This is a genomic window from Qipengyuania flava (assembly GCF_011762005.1).
In the GTDB taxonomy this organism is placed as follows: Bacteria; Pseudomonadota; Alphaproteobacteria; order Sphingomonadales; family Sphingomonadaceae; genus Qipengyuania; species Qipengyuania flava.
This window is the reverse complement of record NZ_JAASQU010000002.1, coordinates 698784-715484: the sequence shown is the minus strand read 5'-3', so window position 1 is coordinate 715484 and position 16701 is coordinate 698784. Positions and strand designations below refer to the sequence as shown.

The window sequence follows — 16701 nt, the reverse complement described above, 5'->3', positions numbered from 1 at the left end:
GGCCCCTTGATGCGCGAAAGATGAGTCAGCTTTTCGGGCGTGGCAATCTGTCTCGCGATAGCCGCGGTGCGATTTCGCACCATCCGCAGCAAAAGCGTCACAGTCCCGATATGGCATAAAAAAGGGGCCGGAGAGGTTATCTCCGGCCCAATACAGTCGGTGTTCGCAGGAGGAACATGGGTAGGCGGGGGCACCCGAGGAGAGGAGAGAGAGCGGCGCCCCCGCCGAACTGGTAATCAGTTTGCCCGGGCAAATTCCGGGTAGGCTTCGATGCCGGTCTCGCCGACGTCGAGACCTGCCATCTCTTCCTCTGCGCTCGGACGCACGCCCACGGTCGCCTTGAGAGCGAACCAGACGATGCCCGAAGTGATGCAGACGAAGACGCCGGTTGCGACCACACCGGTGATCTGCGCCACGAAGGGCACTTCGGTGTTGGTCAGCGGCACGGCGAGCGTGCCCCAGATACCGGCGATGAGGTGGACCGGAATGGCGCCGACGACATCGTCGATCTTCAGCTTGTCGAGGATCGGGACGAAGATCACGGGCAGCGCGCCACCGATGCCGCCGATCACGATCGCCATGCCGACATTCGGAGTAAGCGGTTCGGCGGTGATCGCGACGAGGCCGGCCAGGGCGCCGTTGAGTGCCATGGTCGTGTCCGCCTTGCCGTAGCGCAGTTGCGTCAGGATGATGGCGACGACCACACCGGCTGCGGCAGCCATGTTGGTGTTGACGAAGATCTTCGAGACGTCGGACACGTCACCCACAGTGCCCATGGCAAGCTGCGAGGCACCGTTGAAGCCGAACCAGCCGAGCCACAGGATGAAGGTACCCAGCGTGGCGAGCGGGATGCTCGAACCGGGGAACACGGTCATGCCCTTGTCGGTGTAACGGCCAAGACGCGGGCCGATGATCAACGCACCCATCAGCGCGGCCCAGCCACCCGTGGAGTGAACCAGCGTCGAACCGGCAAAGTCGGAAAAGCCCATGGCGTCAAGCCAGCCGGCGCCCCATTCCCAGCTGACGATAACCGGGTAGATGAAGCCGGTCAGCAGCGTGACGAAGATGAAGAACGGCACGATCTTGATGCGCTCGGCCACGGTGCCCGACACGATCGACGCGGTAGTGGCGCAGAAGACCATCTGGAAGAACCAGTCCGAAGCGACCGAATAGCCGGTGCCCGTATCGGCTTCACCCACGCCCTGCATGGCATAAGGGAAGTCGGCGATACCGAAGAAGCCGCCCTCGAAGCCGGGATAGGCGATCGAATAGCCGATCACCCAGAACATCAGGCCGGCAATCGAGTATAGCCCGATGTTCTTGAGGCACTGGACCGAAACGTTCTTCGAGCGCACCAGGCCGGCCTCGAGCATGGCGAAGCCGGCGGCCATCCACATCACGAGGAAACCGCCGATCAGGAACAGCAGCGTGTTGAAGATATATGCGGTGCCGCCCGAAACCGCCTCGACGGCTTCCGGAGCAGCCGCTTCCTGCGCGAGCGCAGGGGCGGACAGGAGCAACCCGGCAAACGCCAGGGGTGCAGTGTAGAGATGTTTGCGTGTCATGTGCGAAGGCCCCCTCAAAGCGCAGTGTCGCCGGTTTCACCGGTGCGGATGCGCGTGGCGCTGGCGAGATCGAAGACGAAAATCTTTCCGTCGCCGATCGCTTCGGTGCTGGCGGTTTGCTGAATGGTTTCGACCACCTGCGGGGCGAGATCGTCGCTCGCAGCGATCTCGAGCTTCACCTTGGGCAGCATGTTGGTCGAGTATTCGGCGCCGCGGTAGATTTCGGTCTGCCCTTTCTGGCGCCCGAAACCCTTGACTTCGGTTACCGTCATTCCCGCCACGCCGAGCCCGCCGAGCGCTTCACGCACTTCGTCGAGCTTGAATGGCTTGATGACTGCGATGATGAACTTCACGCCTTCACCCCCTGTGTGATCCACCGGCCAAGCACCGGCGAACAGGGGGACAGCAAACTACGTGCCAACTAACGAAATGGTAAGATTCCGCCCATGCAGCCCGTCAGCCTCAATACATTATGCCCATTAAATAGGCTGCTGCCTAATCTGTGAGCAGCTTCAGCCGAGCAGTCACGGGCAAGTGGTCGGATGCCACCGACGACAGGCCGGTATGGTGAACCTCGGCGCTGACACACCGCCAGTGCCGGCTCGCCACGATCCGGTCGAGCGAGGCTACCGGTTGTCGGCTTGGATAGCTCCGCCCCGGGGTGACGATCTGCCAGCCATCGGAAAACTCGCGCATGGCCCCGGTGCGCAGCCCCCACTGGTTGAAATCGCCCATGATCACCGTCGGCAGGTCGCCCGCACAATCCGCCACAAAGCCAAGCAACGATCGGATCTGGTCGCGCCGACGCAGCCCCGACAGGTCGAGGTGCGTGCCGATCACGCGCAAGGGCCACCCCTCGACTCTCAATTCGCCGCAGGCGGCACCACGCGGCTCCAGCGTAGGCAGGTCGAGCGGATCGCCGGCCACCACATCCATGTCACGACGAACCAGCAAAGCATTCCCATGCCAGCCGATACTGCGTGGACGTTTGGCCACTTCGACCAGTCGCCATGGGGTATCGTCGATTTCGGCGCGCGGAAGGACACTCGCGCGCTCGCCGATCCGCCGATCGGCCTCTTGCAGCGCGATGATGTCGGCATCGATTTCGTGCAACACCGAGAGGATGCGTTCGGGATCGCGCCGGCGGTCGAGACCGACGCCCTTGTGAATGTTGTAGCTGGCGAAGGTCAGCTCCACGCGAGAATTACGTCACAGGAAATCGCGCAAGGTCGCCATGAAGCGATCGAACTGGTCGTGATGCAGCCAGTGACCGGCGTTCTCGAACTCGATGACTTCGGCATTGGCGAAATGGTCGAGCCTTCCGTCGCCCTCGGGATTCGAAGCCCAGCTGTCCGCACCGTAGAGCAGTAGAGTGGGCGCAGTGATCGCGGCCCAGGTCTGGTACAGGAACTCGTCGGCAATATCCTCCACGGCCCAGACGTTGAGGTGCGGATCGAACTTCCAGCTGTAGGTCCCATCCTCGTTGCGGTTGACGCCGTGCAGCGTCAGGTGCCGCGCCTGCTCTTCGGTCAGGTAGCTGTTTTCCTCGATCATCCGCGCAAAGGCGGCCTCGATGCTGTCGTACTTGCGCGGAGTGCGGCCAGATGCGGCGCGCTTCTTTCCGATCCATTCATTGAGCCGTTGCGGATAGGGATCGGCGCGCATTTCCGCCTGCCGCTTGGGGCTCGGTCCGAGGCCTTCGATCGCGACGATCTTGGTCACCATGTCGGGGAAGGTCCCCGCATAGCGTAGCGAGACATTGCCGCCCATCGAATGGCTGACAATGGTCACGGGACCCACCCCCAATTGATGGACCAGTTGCGCCAGATCGTAGACCATGTCGTTGGACGAATAATTGCCGTCGCTGACCCAGTCGCTGTCGCCATGGCCGCGATGGTCCATCGCCACGACATGGTAGTCTTCGCGCAACTGCTCGGCGACCCAGTCCCAGCTCCGCGCGTGGTCGCGCCCGCCATGGACCAGCACAAGCGGTGGCTTGCCGCGATTGCCCCAGTCGAGATAATGCAGCCGCAGCCGCTGCGAAATGAAGGTCTGAGAAGTCGGTCCGGCGTGTAACGTCATGCGCAGTCCATGCCGCCTTGCCGCAATGCCCGCAAGCCTACCGCTCCTTGGTAGCCGAGAAGGTCAGGTCGGGGTTCTTTTCCTGCTGGTAGTTCACGTCCCACGGGCTCTTGGCCATGAACACCAGGTCGCCGTCGCGGTCCTTGGCGAGATTGGTCAGATTGAATTTCTCGAACTCGTCAAGCGCCTTGGCATCGCCGCGGATCCACCGTGCCGTTGCGAAGGGCGATTGTTCGAGCCTCGCCTCGACCTTGTATTCGGCGGAAAGCCGACTGACGAGCACGTCGAGTTGGAGCTGGCCGACCACGCCGATGATCCACTGCCCGCCGATTTCGGGATAGAACACCTGGATCACGCCCTCTTCTGAGAGGTCGTCGAGCGCTTTGCGCAATTGCTTGGTCTTGGTCGGATCGACCAGCGCCACGCGCCGCAAAATCTCGGGCGCGAAGTTCGGCAAGCCGGTAAAGCGGATCTGGTTCTTCTCGCTGAGCGTGTCGCCGACGCGCAGCGTTCCGTGGTTGGGAATGCCGATGATATCGCCCGGCTCGGCCGTATCGGCGACTTCACGGTCCTGCGCGAAGAACAGGATCGGCGAGTGGATCGCCACAGGCTTGCCCAGCCCCGAAGGCGTCAACTTCATCCCCCGTTTGAAGGTCCCCGATACCTGTCGCATGAACGCGATACGGTCACGGTGGTTGGGGTCCATGTTCGCCTGCACCTTGAAGATGAAGCCGGTAACCTCATCGCGCGAGGGCGGGATCTGTTCATCGCCGGCGGGTTGCGGCCGCGGCGGCGGGGCGTGCTGTGCGATCGCCTCGATCAGTTCGGTCACTCCGAAATTCTTGAGCGCGGATCCGAAATAGACCGGCGTGAGGTCGCCATTGCGATAGGCCTCGAGATCGAATTCGGGATACCCGATCTGCGCGAGCTCGATTTCCTCGGCGAAGCGCTCGGGAATGGCGGGTTCGCACTCGCGTGTGCCGAGAAATTCCTTGGACGGTCCCTCAGGACGCGCGACGCAGCCGCTGGCGAAATCGAGCACGCCTTCGAATTCGCCCCCCATGCCCACCGGATAGGCCTGCGGCGACACGTCGAGCGCGAGCATGTCGGCAATCTCGTCGAGCAGTTCGAACACCGGACGGCCTTCGCGATCGACCTTGTTGACGAAGGTGATGATCGGGACCGAACGCAGGCGACAGACCTCGAACAGCTTGCGTGTCTGTGGTTCGATGCCCTTGGCGGCATCGATCACCATGATCGCGCTGTCGACGGCAGTCAGCGTACGATAGGTGTCTTCCGAGAAATCTTCGTGGCCCGGCGTGTCGAGCAGGTTGAAAGTCACGCCTTCGCGTTCGAAGGTCATGACCGAGCTAGTCACCGAAATGCCGCGCTGCTGCTCGATTTTCATCCAGTCCGAGCGGGCGCGCCGCGCCTGGCCGCGCGCCTTGACCTCGCCGGCGAGGTGGATCGCGCCACCGGTGAGCAGCAGCTTTTCGGTCAGCGTAGTCTTGCCCGCGTCGGGGTGCGAAATGATCGCGAAGGTACGGCGGTTCGACATTTCAACTTTCCTCGTCATTCCCGCGCAGGCGGGAATCCAGATAACATATCAAGCGGCGGAAAGGTCGGCTGGACCCCCGCCGTCGCGGGGGTGACGGTCAGTGGTGCTCTCTCGCCACCCGGAAGCCGGCGAAATCCTGATTGACCGGCATGGGCTCGAGTCGGTTGATATTGAGGTGGGGCGGTAGTTCGGCGACCCATTTGATCATCTCGGCGATATCCTGCGCGGTCATCGGCTTGGCTCCGCGGTAGAGATCGTCCGAGGCTTCCTGGCTGCCGGTGCGCACCAGGGTGAATTCGGTCTCGACCATGCCCGGCTCGATGCTGGTGACGCGCACGCCCGTGCCATGCAGATCGGCGCGCAATGCGAGCGTGAAGTGGTTCGCGAAGGCTTTCGAGCCGGCATAGACGTTGCCGCCCGGATAGATGTAATTCCCGGCGACCGAACCGATCGCGATGATGGCTCCCTTGCGTTCGATCAGCGTGGGCAGCAGCTTGCGCGTCAGCACCACCATTGCTGTCACATTGGTATCGATCATGGTCTGCCAGTCATCGAGGCTGGCCTCCTGCGCGGGCGACAGTCCGCGAGCGAGCCCGGCATTGTTCACCAGCAGGTCGATCCCGGCGAAGGCATCGGGGAGCGCGGCAATTGCCGCCTCCATCGCCTCGCGATCGCGCACGTCGAAGCAGGCGGCGTGAACCTTGTCGGCACCCAGTTCGCCGACGAGTGCATCGAGCCGTTCCTGGCGCCGACCGGTAGCAACGCAGCGCCAGCCGCTGTTTACCAGAGTGCGAACAGTGGCCTCTCCGATCCCCGCGGTCGCCCCCGTAACGAATGCTGTCTTCATCCGCGCAACTCCGCCCCCTGCTTTGCCGCGCTAGCGACGATTTTGTCCGAGATCGCCTTGATCTCGACTTCGGTGAAGGTCTTTTCGCCGGGCTGCAGCACCACTTCGACCGCGACCGACTTCTTCCCTTCGGGGACGCCCTGGCCAACAAAGACATCGAAGACACGCGCTGCGACAACGGACTGCTTGTCGGCCCCCTTGACCGCGCGCACGAGGTCGCTGGCCGCCAGACCTGCGGGAACAAGGAATGCGAAATCGCGGCTCACCGGCTGCAGTGCAGGCGGCGCATAGGCTGCGCGCGCGAAGCCGCCACCGCCCTTCTTGGCGGGAAGCGCATCGAGGAAAATCTCGACCGCCATCACCGGCCCTTCGATATCGAAGGCCTTCAGCGTACGCGGATGCAACGCCCCGAACCGGGCCAGCACATTCTTGGGCCCGAGCCGCAAGGTCGCCGACTGCCCAGGATGGAATTGGTCACCCGCGCCATCCATGACCATCAAATTGTCGACCGGTGCGCCCGCCGCTTCGAGCAACGCCATGGCCTCCGACTTGGCATCGAAGGCATCGAATCCCGTCGCTTTGCCATGCGCCCAGCCGCGTGCGGTGCGATTGCCCGCAAGCACGACGCCAAGAGTGGGCTTCTCGTCGCTGGCGCCGCCCTTGCCGCGGAAATAACGCCGTCCGAGCTCGAACAGACGCGATCCTTCGGCACCGCGGTCGGCATTCCGCTTCGCGGCAGCGAGCAGGCCGGGAACAAGCGACGGACGCATGGCCTTCATGTCCTCGCTGATCGGATTGTCGAGTGTCCAAAGTTGCGCCCCGTCGGCAAAAAATTCTGCATCGGAGGTTGGCAGGAAGGACCAGGTGATGGCCTCGTTGAGCCCGCGAGCCGCGGCGGCGCGGCGCAGTTTGCGTTCAAGCTGCTGCAGCGGCGTAGCGGTAGGCCGCGCGACGCCCTCCGCCCGCGGCAGAGCCACGCTTGCAACGTGATCGAGACCGTGAATCCGCACGACCTCTTCGACCAGATCGGCAACGCCTTCGATATCGTGCCGCCGCGATGGGCAGGTCACCTGCCAGTCATCCGCTACCGCGAAGTCGAGCGCTTCCAGAATGGCACGCTGACGATCACGCGCAATCTCGACCCCGCCCAAGCGCGCGGTCAATTCGGGATCGAAAGCGATATCCGTTTTTTCGACGGGTGCTTGGCCCACCTGTACTGCCTCGCTCGGCGTTCCGCCGCAGGTTTGTACGATGAGGTCGGTCAGCAGGGCGAGGCCATCGTCGAGGAATGCCGGATCGACACCGCGTTCGAAACGGGTGCGAGCATCCGAGGCGAGGCCGAGCTTGCGGCCGGTAACGCCGATCCGCTCCGGATCGAAATAGGCGATCTCAAGCAGGACATCGGTGGTGCTTTCGTCGGCTCCCGAATGTTCGCCGCCCATGATGCCGCCGATGTCGTGCACGCCCTTGTCGTCCGCGATGACGGTCATGGTCTCGTCGAGCGTATAGGTCTTCTCGTTCAGCGCCTCGACGGTTTCGCCATTCTTCGCCCGCCGCGCGACGACGGGCCCGGAAAGCTTGCGCAGATCGTAGACATGCGCCGGGCGCCCGATCGCGAACATGAGGTAATTGGTACAATCGACGAGCGCGCTGATCGGGCGCTGTCCGGCAGCCTTGAGGCGGCGCTGCAGCCAGTCGGGCGAAGGGCCGTTCTTCACGCCGCGGATGACGCGGCCGTGATAAGCGGGCACGCCGTCGACATCCTCGATGCGTATCTCGACGGGGCAGGCGCCCTCGCCCTCGATCACCGGCACATCGACAGGCTTGAACGTACCCAGCCCGGCGGCGGCAAGGTCGCGGGCGATGCCCATCACCCCCATGCAATCGGGACGGTTGGGCGTGATCGCCACGTCGAACACCGGTGACGCATCGCTGTAAGCGGCAAAACTTTGGCCGACCGGCGCCGCTTCGGGCAGCTCGATGATGCCATCGTGCTCGTCACCCAGCTCGAGCTCGCGCACCGAACACATCATGCCGTTGGATTCGACGCCGCGGATCGCGCTCTTGCGCAGTTCCATGCCGTTGGCTGGAACCACCGCACCGGGCAGGCCAAGAACGCCTTTCATGCCGGCTCGCGCGTTCGGCGCACCGCACACCACCTGAAGCGGATCGCCTTTCCCCGTGTCAACGCTCAGCACCTGCAGCTTGTCGGCATCGGGGTGCTTGGCCGCGGTCAGCACTTTTGCGACCCGGAAGCCTGCGAGCTTGTCTGCCGGGTCTTCGATTCCTTCGACTTCATGTCCGATGCGATTGAGTGCTGCGGATATCTCGGCAACCGAGGCATCGGTGTCGAGGAAGTGCTTCAGCCATTCGAGCGAGAACTTCATGCCTTCGCTCCTACGCCCGCGGAAAGTGTCGGCTGGTCGAAGGGGGAGAAGCCGTAGTGATCGAGCCAACGGCGGTCGCCGTCGAAGAAGGCGCGCAAATCATCCATTCCGTATTTGAGCATGGCGAGGCGATCGACGCCCACGCCGAATGCGAAACCCTGCCACTGCTCGGGATCAAGCCCGGCGAACTCTATTACGCGGCGGTTGACCATGCCGCTGCCGAGCAGCTCCATCCAGCCATGCCCCGGCGCGTCGCCGTCACCACCGAGCACGCGCCGCCCACCGACATCCTGCCAGCCCACATCGACCTCGACCGAAGGCTCGGTGAAGGGGAAATAGGAAGGGCGCAGGCGCAGCACGATGTCTTCGCGCTCGAAGAAAGCCTTGAGGAACGTTTCGAGCGTCCACTTGAGGTGACCGAGGTGGATGTCCTTGTCGATGACCAGGCCTTCGACCTGGTGGAACATCGGCGTGTGCGTCGCGTCGCTATCGCTGCGGTAGACACGGCCCGGCGCAATGATGCGGATCGGCGCGCCCTGCTTCATCATCGAGCGGATCTGCACCGGCGAAGTGTGCGTGCGCAGCAGCATCCGCCGCCCCTCCCCATCGGTGTCAGGGAAATAGAACGTATCGTGCATCGCGCGCGCCGGATGCGTCTCCGCCATGTTGAGCGCGGTGAAATTGTGCCAGTCGTCCTCGATTTCGGGACCGGTGGCGACAGAGAAACCCAGATCGGCGAAGATTTCCGCCAGTTCGTCCATTACCTGGCTGACCGGATGCACCGAACCGCGCGGCGTTTCCGGGGCAGGCAGCGACAGGTCGAGACCCTCGGTGGCCAACCGGGCCTCGAGCTCTGCGTCCTCGAGCACTTCCTTGCGCGCGGCAATCGCGTCATTCGCTTGCGTGCGAAGGCCGTTGAGCAAGGGCCCCTGCACCTGCCGTTCTTCGGGGGGCATTTTCCCCAGCGTCTTCATGAGGCCCGAGATCGAGCCCTGCTTGCCGAGGAATTCGATCCGCAGCGCCTCAAGCGCGGCAGCGTCGGGAGCATTTGCGATCCGCGTCAGCGCATCGGTCTTGAGTTGTTCGAGATCGGTCATTCTGTCTGGCTTGGAACTGGCGGAAAGGTCTGTCCGTCGCCCTAGCGGCAAGTGCCCGATTGCTAAAGCCCAGTTTGCCGGTTGACCGCCGACGCGACGGGATCACTCGTCTATCGGTTGGTGCAGGACCTGCATTGCCTGGCCTGCCGCGGCCATGCGGGCATGTGCCGCGGCCGCCAGCACCGGGTGGGGTAGCTTGGCATAATCGCTGGGCGACATAGTCATGAAGCGTTTGAAATCTCTGACGAAATGCGCCTGGTCGTGATAGTGCCCGTCAAGCGTGTCGATCCATCGCAACGATGGGTCGAGCATGAATTTGGCGAGGCTTCGCACAAAGCGTTGGCGGCGCAGCAGCAATTGCGGGCTGAAGCCGAAAGCACGTCGGCAAAAGCGTTCCATGGTGCGCGGGCTCATACCCAGCGCGTTAGCCAGTTCGGCAACGCTGTGGAAACGGGGGTCGGTCAGCGCTTCCTCGAAACGCAGGATCTCGGCCTCGCGCGCGGCGGGCTCTGCCAGCAGCAATGTTAGTTCACGAAGCAGCGCGTCGCGCTCCGCCGCGAGTCCGCCGCTCTCGAGCGGGACCGCCCCGCACAATGCCGCGAGGTGGGTGAAGGCAGGATCGCCCTCCGCATCCGCCCAGCGATCGGCATATTCGTCGGCCGGTGCCTGGCTAAGCCGAGCCCAGCCACGCGGCATCAGCCCTATTCCCCAGGAGCGGCCCGGACGCGCGCGGAAATGTGCGGTCACACTGGTGGGGCCGACGATGACTGCGCGGGGCAAATTTTCCAACGGCCCGCCAGCCATACCGGCATCGATCGTGCGCTGGGGAATGATCCGCAGATTGGCCCATTCCGGATGCAGCCAGTCCTCGACCAGCTCGTCGCCTTCGCCGGAGATTTCCAAATGATACAAGGTCGTGACGAAAGGCCGCAGCCGCTTGGGCGGGAGGAAGAAGCGCAGCGCGACAGCGCCGGAGGTTTGCCCCGTACTCACAGCCGCACCACCCCCCAGGTGGCCGGCGCGTTATGCCCCAGCGAGATCATTGAAATCACGTCCCTGCGACATGGTTAGCAAATTGTGACCCACGTATCGACTGCTATTTCGGTAGGTCCAGCGTTTGTGCAGGTGAACCCCAGATGCGCTTTCGCTCGGCCATGAAGGCACCGAGCACGGGATGCGGCTGCGCCGCGTATTCGCTCGGCGTGCAACACATGAAGGCGTGGAACTCGTGCACGAAATGCGACTGGTCGTGGTAATGCCGGTCGATCACGTCGGACCAATTGGAGCGCGGCTCGAGCATGAATGCCGCCAGGCTGCGCATCAGCCGCTGACGGCGGAGCAGCAAGCGGGGCGGGAAACCGAAATTGCGGGCACATACGCGCTCGAGCGTACGTTTTGACAAACCGACCCGGTGGGCGAAGTCCTCCACCTGCAGCAATTGCGGATCGACCATGACTTCGTGAACCTTCTGGATTCGCTGTTGGTCCGCGGGCGGACCTGCGAGCCGGCGAAAGAAGTCGGTCAGCGCATCGAATTGTTCCTCGTCCGAATGATCGCGCGAACACAGCATGTCGCACAAGGGTGCGAAGCGCTCGAAGAGCGGCGATGCCTCGCCGTCGACCAGCGTGTTGGCATGGTCACTCGCATCCTCGCCAATGAAACGCGCCCAGCCCAGCGGAAACAGCCCGATGCCCCACATGCGCGTGCGACCGAGCTCGAAGTGGATCGGACAGGAACTGGGGCCGGTAGCCTGGAAACGCGCGCCCGCGATGCGCGGGCCGTCGGGCAATTCGGCAGCCGGCGGATTGTCGGAGAAAAACCGAAGGTTCGCCCATTCGGGCTGCAGCCAGTCTTCGAGATGATCGCCCTGCGGGACGGTCACCTCGAGCCGATAGAATGTCGTGAAGCAAGGCGCCAGATCGGCAGGTGGTGCGAAAAACCGCACGTCTATCATTGGATGACCGGTCACTTGCCTCCTCCGACCGTTCGGCAGTCGAGCATAGCGGCTTGCCTGCCCGCGACAAGCACCCGGACAGCAAAAAAGGGGCGCCCCTTGCGGAACGCCCCTTTCGAAACTTCGAAACCCGACAGACTTAGGCGGGAAGCGCCTTCTTGGCCTGTTCGATGATCGCCTTGAAGGCAGCGCCTTCGTTCATGGCGAGATCGGCCATGACCTTGCGATCGAGTTCGATGCCGGCGAGCTTGGTGCCGTGCATGAACTGCGAATAGGTCAGGCCTTCGGCACGGACCGCAGCGTTGATACGCTGGATCCACAGGGCGCGGAAGTTGCGCTTCTTAACCTTGCGGTCGCGATAGGCGTACTGGCCGGCTTTCTCGACGGCCTGGCGAGCGACGCGGATCGTGTTCTTGCGACGGCCGCGATAGCCCTTCGCCTGATCCAATAGACGCTTGTGCTTCTGGCGCGTGGTGACGCCGCGTTTGATGCGAGGCATTTCGTATTCTCCTTAGTTCGCGCTCAGTCGAGGCCGTAGGGGGCCCACTTCTTCACCGTCTTGCTGTCGGCTTCCGACAGGACAGTGGTGCCGCGGTTCTGGCGAATATACTTCGCATTGTGGCTGATCAGGCGGTGGCGCTTGCCGGCGACACCATGCTTGACCTTGCCGTTGGCGGTGATCTTGAAGCGCTTCTTCACACCGCTTTTGGTCTTCAGCTTGGGCATTTTCATCTCCTTCTCAGAGACACGTACAACCAGCCCTGGCAGCCCTTACGGCCAGACCGGCAGAGGAATCACGTGTCGGTGAAGGGCGCGCAAATAGCGATTCTGCGCGCAAACGCAAGTCAGAAGTGGGTGACGTAGCCACCATCGACGATCAGCGTGTGCCCCGTGATATAGCTCGCTGCGGCCGAAGCGAGGAACACGACGGGACCGGCGATTTCGGCTGGTTCCGCCCACCGCCCGAGCGAGGTCCGACGGGCCAGATGCTGCGCGATCTCCTGCGTGCCGGTGAACCATTCCTCATTGGCTTCGGTCAGAACGAATCCGGGCGCCACTGCGTTGACGGTGACACCGTCGGGGCCGAGTTCTGCTGCAAGGGCGCGCGTCAAGCCGTCGAGCGCGGCCTTGCTCGCGGTATAAGAGGCATCCCCGCGGGCGATTTCCGAGGCGATGGAAGTGATGTTGATGATCCGGCCATGTGGCGATGCTCGCAAGAGCGGGGCCGCGCGGCGGGCCAGATCGAAGGGGGCCACCAGATTGGCGTCCATCAGCCGTGCCATATCCGTGCGACTAATTTCCTCGAAGCCGCGCCGGTCGCGCTGGCCCGCGTTGTTGACGAGAATGTCGAGCCCGCCCGCCTCCAGTCGCGCGAGTGCGGCAGCGGTCGCCTGGTCATTGGTGATATCGAACGGCAATGCATCGGCCCCTTGGCCGATCTCGGCCGCTGCTCGAGCCAGCGCCGCTTCGTCGCGCCCGTTGAGCCAGACCGTCGCTCCGTGCGCGACCAGCTGACGCGCAATCTCGAGCCCGAGTCCCCGTGCCGCTCCGGTCACCAGCGCCGTGCGCCCTTCGAGTAGCCCCTGCCCGTCCATCTCAGTGTTCGTAAATCATCTTCACAGTCATGCCACCATCGATGTTGAGATGCTGCCCGGTCACGAAGCCGGCAGTGTGAAGATAGGCGACGGCCTCGGCAATATCCTCGGGGCGTCCGATCCGGCCCGCGGGATGCTGCTTGCGATCCTGCGGTCGATGATCGGGGTGCGAACGTTCCGAGCTTTTCTGCCAGGGGCCGGTCTCGATCCACCCCGGGCGGATCGCATTGACGCGAATCGCAGGGCCGAGCGAGACCGCGAGCGAATGCGTCAGAGCGTCGAGGCCGCCCTTGGCCGCCGCATAGGCGAAGGTGTCGGCCTCGCTCATAACTGCGCGGGTCGACGAGATATTGGTCACGCTCGCATTCTCAGCCTTGCGCAGCAGAGGCAGGGCCGCCCGGGTCACGAGGAAAGCTGCGGTCAGGCTCGCATCGATCCATTTCTGCCAGTCTCCAAGCGCGAGATCCTCGAGCTTGCCTGCATAAGGATTCGCGATACCGGCATTGTTGACCAGACAGTCCAGCGGAGCGCCATCGAGCCATTCGACAACCTCACCGAAAGCCCGCTCGACATCGCTTTCGCACCCGACATCGCATCTCGGGAAAAGGCCACTGTCCTTGCCGATCGCCTCGCGCAATTCGTCGAGTGCCTCACTGTCGCGGTCGAGGCCTGCAACGCGCCAGCCGAGGCGGTGGAAATGGGTTGTGATCGCACGGCCTATGCCGTTTCCCGGTCCGGTAACGAGTATTGTCTGCATGGTCGGCAAACGGAAAGCCGACCGATCAGTGCCCGTGATCGTGAAGCGAACCGCCGCCCATCGCGTCCAGCACGTCTTCGAGCCGCGCCGCATCGCCCAGCGCGATGACGCGCCCGTCGCTCTCGGCGTCGAGCGGATTGCCCTGCCAATCGCTCATCACCCCGCCCGCGCCTTCGACCACCGGCACGAGCGCAGCGAAATCATGCAATTTCAGCCCTGCCTCGACCACGATATCGACATGACCGGATGCAACGAGACCGTAATTGTAGCAATCGCCGCCATAGATGATCTTGCGCTCGGCCACCGATTTGACGACGCCCATGAACGCATCGACGTCATCTCCGGCGAACTGGTGCGGCGTGGTAGTGCCCAGCACCGCGTCGGAAAGATCCTTGCAGGCCGCCGCGCGGATCGGTGCGCCGTTGAACGTGGTGCCGTCGCCAATCCGCCCGACCCAGCGTTCGCGCGCGATCGGCTGGTCGATTACACCCAGCACCGGCCAGCCCTCCTGCATGAGTGCGATAAGCGTCCCGAAGATCGGTCGGCCGGCGATGAAGCTGGTGGTGCCGTCGATCGGATCGAGCACCCACTGCCGGCCCGCACCTTCATTGCGCGTGCCGTATTCTTCGCCGATGATACCGTCGTCGCTGCGTTCGGATTCGAGAATCGCCCGCATGGCGGCTTCGGCGGCCTGATCGGCCTCGGTCACGAAGCTGCGATCGGCCTTCTGCTCCTGCGACCATTCGCCGCGAAACAACGGACGAATCGCTTCACCCGCCGCATCGGCAAGACGGTTCGCAAGCGCGAGATCGGATGCGGTAGCCACGCTCAGTCGAACAGCGAGCTGACCGAGCTTTCATCGGCAATGCGCCGGACCGCTTCACCGATCAGCGGCGCGATTGTCAGGATACGGATACGCTCCGAATCCTTGGCAGCATCGGTCGGGCGGATCGAATCGGTAATCACCAGTTCCTTGAGCGCCGAACCATCGACACGCGCGACCGCACCGCCCGACAATACGCCATGCGTGATATAGGCTGCGACCGAAGCCGCCCCCTGGTCAAGCAGCGCCTGCGCCGCATTGCACAGCGTGCCGCCCGAATCGACGATATCGTCGATCAGGATGCAGTGCCGGCCGGACACGTCGCCGATGATGTTCATCACTTCGCTTTCGCCAGGGCGATCGCGACGCTTGTCGACGATCGCGAGCGGCGCATTGTCGAGCCGCTTGGCCAGCGCACGTGCGCGAACCACACCGCCGACATCGGGGCTGACGACCATCAGATCCTGATCGCCGTAGCGCGCCTGGATATCCGCTGCCATCACCGGCGCGGCGAAGAGGTTGTCCGTCGGAATATCGAAGAAGCCCTGGATCTGTCCGGCGTGAAGATCGACCGCGAGCACGCGGTCGGCGCCTGCTTCGGTGATCAGATTGGCGACCAGCTTGGCCGAAATCGGCGTGCGGGGTCCAGGCTTGCGGTCCTGACGGGCGTAGCCGAAATAGGGCACAACCGCAGTGATCCGGCGCGCCGACGCGCGTTTGAGCGCGTCGATGCAGATCAGCAACTCCATGAGATTGTCGTTCGCCGGATAGCTGGTCGACTGGACGACAAAGACGTCTTCGCCGCGAACATTCTCATGAATTTCGACAAAGATTTCTTCGTCGGCGAAGCGGCGCACCTGCGCATCGACAAGCGGCAGTTCGAGATAACCTGCAATCGCTCGCGCGAGGGGCAGGTTCGAATTGGCGGCCATGATTTTCATGCGGCGAATCCTTGGCAGAGCTGAATTTGCGCCCCGCCTAGCCGAGCGTCACGGATATGCAACACGCGGATGGGGTCTTTCCCCTTGCCCGCCGCTATTTGGTGCGGTGTTCGCCCTTGATCCAGCGCACGGTGCCACTGCTGGCCCGCATTACCACGCTGTCGGTCGTCATGCGCCCATCGCGCAGATATTTGACTCCGTCGAGCAGCGAACCCGAGGTCACACCGGTCGCGGCAAAGATGCAGTCGCCCTTCACGAGATCGTCGCGAGTGTAGATGCGGTCGAGATCGTCGATACCCCATTTGCGCGCGCGTGCCTTCTCGTCCTCATTGCGGAACACGAGACGACCATTGAACTGCCCGCCGACGCAACGCAGCGCTGCTGCGGCGAGCACGCCCTCGGGGGCGCCCCCCTGACCCATGTACATGTCGATCGTGGTGTTTTCATCGGTCGTCGCGATCACACCCGCCACGTCGCCATCGCCGATCAGCACCACGCCGCAACCCAGGCTGCGGAGTTCGGCAATGAGGTCGGAATGCCGCGGACGATCAAGCACGCAGACAATGATGTCCGACGGTGCAACGCCTTTGGCTTCGGCCACTGCCTGCACGTTCTCGGTCGGGGTCTTGGCAAGATCGATGATCCCGTCGGGATAGCCGGGTCCAACCGCCAGCTTGTCCATATAAACGTCGGGCGCATTGAGCAGGCAACCTTCCGCAGCCGCTGCAAGCACGGCCAGGGAGTTGGGGCCCGCTTTTGCGGTGATGGTGGTGCCTTCGAGCGGGTCGAGCGCGATATCGATCTTCGGGCCCTTGCCCGGCGCGCCACCGACCTTCTCCCCGATGAAAAGCATCGGCGCTTCGTCGCGCTCACCCTCGCCGATCACCACCGTGCCGTCCATGTAGAGCGTGTCGAACGCCTTGCGCATGGCTTCTACCGCAGCGGCGTCTGCCGCCTTCTCGTCGCCACGGCCGATCAACTTGGAGGCGGCGACGGCCGCCGCTTCGGTCACGCGGACCATTTCGAGTACGAGAATGCGGTCGAGCGGATTTTCGGCAGGCGAGTTCATAATGGGTTCAGTCCCTCCCATGAGGT

Annotated in this window: 17 protein-coding genes; all 17 read right to left on the bottom strand. The window is 63.4% G+C overall.

Translation table 11 applies throughout. From position 1 onward, the window contains the following. Nucleotides 1-236: 236 nt before the first annotated feature. The 17 genes from FHS69_RS10190 to glpX all read right to left on the bottom strand — a co-directional run bounded on the left by FHS69_RS10190 (nucleotide 237) and on the right by glpX (nucleotide 16675). The gene (locus FHS69_RS10190) at nucleotides 237-1565 is read right to left on the bottom strand and encodes an ammonium transporter family protein (RefSeq protein ID WP_067672661.1); all 1329 of its coding nucleotides are present in this window, start codon (nucleotides 1563-1565) and stop codon (nucleotides 237-239) included. 14 nt (nucleotides 1566-1579) lie between these two features. Further along, nucleotides 1580-1918 carry a P-II family nitrogen regulator gene (locus tag FHS69_RS10185; RefSeq protein ID WP_067500994.1) on the bottom strand — a complete coding sequence of 113 codons (339 nt, stop codon included), beginning with the start codon at nucleotides 1916-1918 and terminating at the stop codon, nucleotides 1580-1582. Between the two features lie 142 nt (nucleotides 1919-2060). Then, complete coding sequence (locus tag FHS69_RS10180; RefSeq protein ID WP_166777573.1) at nucleotides 2061-2762, bottom strand: endonuclease/exonuclease/phosphatase family protein; 702 nt, start codon at nucleotides 2760-2762, stop codon at nucleotides 2061-2063. Between the two features lie 12 nt (nucleotides 2763-2774). Next, nucleotides 2775-3647 (bottom strand): alpha/beta fold hydrolase, encoded by an 873-nt coding sequence (locus FHS69_RS10175; protein WP_067464925.1) that lies wholly within the window; start codon nucleotides 3645-3647, stop codon nucleotides 2775-2777. Between the two features lie 37 nt (nucleotides 3648-3684). After that, on the bottom strand, nucleotides 3685-5205 hold the full coding sequence (locus FHS69_RS10170) for a peptide chain release factor 3 (RefSeq protein WP_166777572.1): 1521 nt from the start codon (nucleotides 5203-5205) through the stop codon (nucleotides 3685-3687). Between the two features lie 97 nt (nucleotides 5206-5302). Beyond that, a complete protein-coding gene (locus FHS69_RS10165; protein ID WP_166777571.1) occupies nucleotides 5303-6052 on the bottom strand; it encodes an SDR family NAD(P)-dependent oxidoreductase in 750 nt (249 codons plus the stop codon). Further along, the gene (gene pheT / locus FHS69_RS10160; RefSeq protein WP_166777570.1) at nucleotides 6049-8439 is read right to left on the bottom strand and encodes a phenylalanine--tRNA ligase subunit beta; all 2391 of its coding nucleotides are present in this window, start codon (nucleotides 8437-8439) and stop codon (nucleotides 6049-6051) included. Before pheT ends, FHS69_RS10165 begins: the two co-directional genes overlap by 4 nt. Beyond that, complete coding sequence (pheS, locus tag FHS69_RS10155; protein ID WP_166777569.1) at nucleotides 8436-9536, bottom strand: phenylalanine--tRNA ligase subunit alpha; 1101 nt, start codon at nucleotides 9534-9536, stop codon at nucleotides 8436-8438. Before pheS ends, pheT begins: the two co-directional genes overlap by 4 nt. A gap of 102 nt (nucleotides 9537-9638) precedes the next feature. Further along, nucleotides 9639-10529 carry a helix-turn-helix domain-containing protein gene (locus tag FHS69_RS10150; RefSeq protein ID WP_166777568.1) on the bottom strand — a complete coding sequence of 297 codons (891 nt, stop codon included), beginning with the start codon at nucleotides 10527-10529 and terminating at the stop codon, nucleotides 9639-9641. A 103-nt stretch (nucleotides 10530-10632) separates the two neighbouring features. Beyond that, entirely contained in the window at nucleotides 10633-11505 is an 873-nt protein-coding gene (locus tag FHS69_RS10145) for a helix-turn-helix domain-containing protein (protein ID WP_224800447.1), read from the bottom strand. A 124-nt stretch (nucleotides 11506-11629) separates the two neighbouring features. Beyond that, nucleotides 11630-11989 carry a 50S ribosomal protein L20 gene (gene rplT / locus FHS69_RS10140; protein WP_067464943.1) on the bottom strand — a complete coding sequence of 120 codons (360 nt, stop codon included), beginning with the start codon at nucleotides 11987-11989 and terminating at the stop codon, nucleotides 11630-11632. Between the two features lie 23 nt (nucleotides 11990-12012). Then, complete coding sequence (rpmI, locus tag FHS69_RS10135; protein WP_067466022.1) at nucleotides 12013-12216, bottom strand: 50S ribosomal protein L35; 204 nt, start codon at nucleotides 12214-12216, stop codon at nucleotides 12013-12015. Between the two features lie 119 nt (nucleotides 12217-12335). Next, a complete protein-coding gene (locus FHS69_RS10130) occupies nucleotides 12336-13085 on the bottom strand; it encodes an SDR family oxidoreductase (RefSeq protein ID WP_166777567.1) in 750 nt (249 codons plus the stop codon). 1 nt (nucleotide 13086) lies between these two features. Further along, nucleotides 13087-13842: an SDR family NAD(P)-dependent oxidoreductase gene (locus FHS69_RS10125; RefSeq protein ID WP_166777566.1), complete on the bottom strand. Its 756-nt coding sequence runs from the start codon at nucleotides 13840-13842 to the stop codon at nucleotides 13087-13089. 25 nt (nucleotides 13843-13867) lie between these two features. Further along, nucleotides 13868-14668 (bottom strand): inositol monophosphatase family protein, encoded by an 801-nt coding sequence (locus FHS69_RS10120; protein WP_166777565.1) that lies wholly within the window; start codon nucleotides 14666-14668, stop codon nucleotides 13868-13870. A gap of 2 nt (nucleotides 14669-14670) precedes the next feature. Further along, complete coding sequence (locus tag FHS69_RS10115; protein WP_067464955.1) at nucleotides 14671-15606, bottom strand: ribose-phosphate pyrophosphokinase; 936 nt, start codon at nucleotides 15604-15606, stop codon at nucleotides 14671-14673. A 94-nt stretch (nucleotides 15607-15700) separates the two neighbouring features. Continuing rightward, complete coding sequence (glpX, locus tag FHS69_RS10110; protein WP_166777564.1) at nucleotides 15701-16675, bottom strand: class II fructose-bisphosphatase; 975 nt, start codon at nucleotides 16673-16675, stop codon at nucleotides 15701-15703. Nucleotides 16676-16701 lie beyond the last annotated feature (26 nt).